This is a genomic window from Thiohalocapsa sp. (assembly GCF_019695415.1).
In the GTDB taxonomy this organism is placed as follows: Bacteria; Pseudomonadota; Gammaproteobacteria; order Chromatiales; family Chromatiaceae; genus Thiohalocapsa.
In genome coordinates this window covers 1-3,031 of the sequence record NZ_JAIFKJ010000450.1, presented here as the reverse complement: position 1 = coordinate 3,031, position 3,031 = coordinate 1, and the positions used below count along the sequence as shown (strand labels likewise).

The following is a 3,031-nucleotide window of genomic DNA, read 5'->3' as shown; positions in this document are numbered from 1 at the left end:
TGCATGGAAAAAAGGGAGGCCGTAAACCGGGGTGTCGGGTGAAAAGCGCTCTGTGGAGGTAAAGAGCCCGACGCGGATGTCCTTAGCAGGGTAGAGCTCGCGCTCGTCCACATCCAGGACGCCGTCCCCGAGGCCGAGCGCCAGCTTGCGGGAGATGACTCGCTTCATGTGCACGTGGTAGGTCACCTTCTTCGCCGTCGGCAGCACCTGGCCGGTGAACTTGACCTCGCCGACGCCAAGCGCTCGGCCATGCCCCGGGTTGCCGATCCAAGCCAGGTAGAAGCCGACAATCTGCCACATGGCATCCAGCCCCAGGCAGCCGGGCATCACCGGGTCGCCCGGAAAGTGGCAGCCGAAAAACCAAAGCTCCGGCTTGATATCGAGCTCCGCGATAATCTCGCCCTTATCGTAGTCACCGCCGTGGTCGGCGATGCGGGTGATGCGGTCCATCATCAACATGTTCGGCACCGGCAATTGGGCATTGCCGGGGCCGAACATGTCGCCGTAGCCGCAGGCGAGCAGCTGCTCGCGGTCGAAGGATTCGGTTCTGCTCATGCGCGCTTTGGGTCCTGTGCGTTGGGCGGGCGGGTCGCCTGTTGTCCTCCAGGCGGGCGCGGGCGGCGTGCTGGACCGGAGCGGCTCAGCCGGCGAGCTTGCGCTCCAGGAAGGGGACGATATCGTCCAGGCCGATCAGCTGCATCTCGGCGTCGCTGCGGCCCTTGTACTCCACCTGGCCGTTGTCCAGATGCTTGTCGCCCACCACCACACGGTGCGGGACGCCGATAAGCTCCATGTCTGCAAACATGAAGCCCGGGCGCACGTCGCGGTCGTCCAGCAGCACCTCGATACCCACGGCGTGCAGGCGCTCGTAGAGGTCATCGACGGCCTCACGCACGCGGAAAGACTTCGTGTACTTCATGGGCAGCAGGGCGACCTCGAAGGGCGCGATGGCCGCCGGCCAAATGATGCCCCGGTCGTCGTGATGTTGCTCGATCGTGGCGGCAACTACGCGGGACACGCCGATGCCGTAGCAGCCCATCGTCATGGTGACGGCCTTGCCTGCTTCGTCCAGCACCGTTGCCTTCATGGCCTCCGAATACTTGGTGCCGAGCTGGAAGATGTGGCCCACCTCGATACCGCGGGCGATGGTGAGGGTGCCGGCGCCGTCGGGGCTGGGGTCGCCGTCCACCACGTTGCGCAGATCCGCCACCGCCGGCAGCGGTAGGTCCCGACCCCAGTTGAGACCGAACCAGTGCTTGCCGTCGGTGTTGGCGCCGGCGCTGAAGTCCGCGGTGACGGCCGCTGCGCGGTCGACGATGCAGGGCAGGGGTAAGTCTTTCGGACCCAGCGAGCCGGGGCCGGCGCCGACGGCGGCGCGGATCTCGTCCTCCGTGGCCATGCGCAGTGGGCTTGCCACGCCCGGCAGTTTCTCGGCCTTGACCGCGTTCAGCTCATGGTCGCCGCGTATCAACAGGGCCACAAGGCCAGTCTCCTCGCCGGTTTCCGGGTCGGCGGCGGCCACCACGAGAGTCTTCACCGTCCGCTCGACGGGCTGGCCAAAGCCCTCCACCAAGTCGGCGATGGTTTTGGCTTTCGGCGTGTCGACGATGCGCGCCGTTTCGCTCGGCTGGGCTGGGCTGGGCTGGGCTGGGCTCGGCGCGTCCGCCGGTGCCACGGCCTCCGCCAGCTCCACGTTGGCGGCGTAGTCGCTCTCGGTGGAGAACGCGATGGCGTCCTCGCCGGAGGCCGCCAGCACGTGGAACTCGTGTGATGCGTTCCCGCCGATGGCGCCCGTGTCCGCCTGCACCGCCCGGAAGTCGAGCCCACAGCGGCGGAAGATGCGGCTGTAGGTGTCGTACATGATGTTGTAGGTCTCGGCGAGCGAGGCCTGGTCCAGGTGGAAGGAGTAGGCGTCCTTCATCAGGAACTCGCGGGCGCGCATGACTCCGAAGCGCGGGCGCACCTCGTCGCGGAATTTGGTCTGTATCTGATAGTAAGTGACCGGGGGCTGCTTGTAGCTCTTGATCTCGCCGCGCGCGAGGTCGGTAATGATCTCCTCGTGCGTTGGGCCGAAGCAGAAGTCGCGCTCGTGGCGATCCTTGATGCGCAGCAGCTCGGGGCCGTATTGCTCCCACCGCCCGGACTCCTGCCACAGCTCCGCTGGCTGCACCGCTGGCATGGCGACCTCCAGCGCGCCTGAGCGGTCCATCTCCTCGCGCACGATGCGCTCCACCTTGCGCAGCACCCTGAGCCCCAGCGGCAGCCAGGTATAGAGCCCGGCCGCGAGTTTGCGGATCATGCCCGCGCGCAGCATCAGCCGGTGACTCGCGATCTCCGCATCGGCCGGGGTCTCTTTGACGGTCTGAAGCGGAAACCGGGACGTGCGCATGGCAGGTGACGGCGGGCTGGCACAAAGGGGCGGAGTCTAGCCGTGCGCGCAGGGCTGGGCAAGCTGAGAGGCCGGCTGATGCGCCGGCAGCGCGAACAGGTGGCACGCTGACGGCGCTGAGCCAATGGGCTGCGCTCCCGACCAGGCCGATTGGCGCCTGATGCGTCGGGCGGGCAGACCGCCCGTCCGGTTCGACCCGGTCTGGAAGGTGCGGGTCAGCCGAATGTCCGCCCGTCGAAACCGAACATGTGCCGAGGCGGTGAGGCGAACTCGATGTAAACGCGCGCCTTCGGCACCCGGAGGTGCTCCTCCAGGAGCCCGCAGAGGGCGGCCGACAGCTCCGCGGTGCGGTCCTCCGGCAGTCCGAGGCTCTTGAGCTCGAGATAGGCGCAGGGCGCCGTGTCGCCGCCGAAGGTCATGTCGGCGACCGGCTCCAGCAGCACCATCACATAGCCCTCGGGCTTGCCAAGCAGCTCAGCGACGGCGGCCGAAGCGGTCGCGAGCAGGCCGCACCGCGGCTGGGGTGGCAGCTCGGCGTTGGTTTTGATGATCAGTGTCGGCATGGCTGGATCTCGTTGCGCTGGATACTGATTTATTGGGCATCCTGCCCAAAAATCAGACGGAGCCGGGCCTCTCCAGACA

3 protein-coding genes are annotated in these 3,031 nt (G+C 67.1%); all 3 read right to left on the bottom strand.

Going from position 1 to position 3,031, the window contains the following annotated elements:
- Positions 1-555, bottom strand: a 555-nt coding sequence (gene fabA, locus I6U14_RS12635) for a 3-hydroxyacyl-[acyl-carrier-protein] dehydratase FabA (RefSeq protein WP_296899831.1), incomplete at its 3' end; no start/stop codon positions are given.
- Positions 556-640: 85 nt separating this feature from the next.
- The gene (locus I6U14_RS12630; RefSeq protein WP_296899829.1) at positions 641-2,389 is read right to left on the bottom strand and encodes a proline--tRNA ligase; all 1,749 of its coding nucleotides are present in this window, start codon (positions 2,387-2,389) and stop codon (positions 641-643) included.
- Positions 2,390-2,604: 215 nt separating this feature from the next.
- Positions 2,605-2,952, bottom strand: a complete 348-nt coding sequence (locus tag I6U14_RS12625; RefSeq protein ID WP_296899827.1) for a phenylpyruvate tautomerase MIF-related protein — start codon at positions 2,950-2,952, stop codon at positions 2,605-2,607.
- Positions 2,953-3,031 lie beyond the last annotated feature (79 nt).

Excerpts from the sequence above, each read along its gene's own strand:
- I6U14_RS12630 (WP_296899829.1), bottom strand. The coding sequence starts at position 2,389 with ATGCGCACGTCCCGGTTTCCGCTTCAGACCGTCAAAGAGACCCCGGCC.
- I6U14_RS12625 (WP_296899827.1), bottom strand. The coding sequence starts at position 2,952 with ATGCCGACACTGATCATCAAAACCAACGCCGAGCTGCCACCCCAGCCG.